This window comes from Micromonospora deserti (assembly GCF_003236335.1).
GTDB lineage: Bacteria > Actinomycetota > Actinomycetes > Mycobacteriales > Micromonosporaceae > Micromonospora > Micromonospora deserti.
This window is the reverse complement of record NZ_POUB01000555.1, coordinates 1-509: the sequence shown is the minus strand read 5'-3', so window position 1 is coordinate 509 and position 509 is coordinate 1. Positions and strand designations below refer to the sequence as shown.

The window sequence follows — 509 nt, the reverse complement described above, 5'->3', positions numbered from 1 at the left end:
CACCAGCACCGAGCACAGCAACACCTTCAACACCCGGCAACCCTCCCACCGCAACGTAGGGTGCAAACGTGCGCCTGGCCACCTTCAACCTGCTGCACGGCCGGTCCCTCACCGACGGGCTCGTCGACCCCGACCGGCTCACCGCCGCCGTCACCGCGCTCGACGCCGACGTCCTCGCCCTGCAGGAGGTCGACCGCGACCAGAGCCGCAGCGGCAAACTCGACCTCACCGCCGTCGCCGCCCGCGCCCTCGGCGCCCCCGAACACCACTTCGCCGCCGCCGTCGTCGGCACCCCCGGCGAACAGTTCCGCCCCCTCACCCACGACGACGACGGACACGGCGAACCCTGCTACGGCGTCGGCCTGGTCAGCCGCCACCCCGTCCGCACCTGGCAGGTCACCCGCCTCAAACCCGCCCCAGTGCGCTCACCCGTCTACGTTCCCGGACCCGGCGGCGGACTCACCCTGCTCCACGACGAACCCCGCGTCGTCCTCGCCGCCGTCCTCGAC

The 509-nt window shown here is 72.9% G+C and carries 1 protein-coding gene; it reads left to right on the top strand.

Annotated elements, in window-relative coordinates:
- Positions 1-68: 68 nt before the first annotated feature.
- Positions 69-509: endonuclease/exonuclease/phosphatase family protein (locus C1I99_RS31880; RefSeq protein WP_199562474.1), on the top strand; the 441-nt coding region annotated here is incomplete at its 3' end.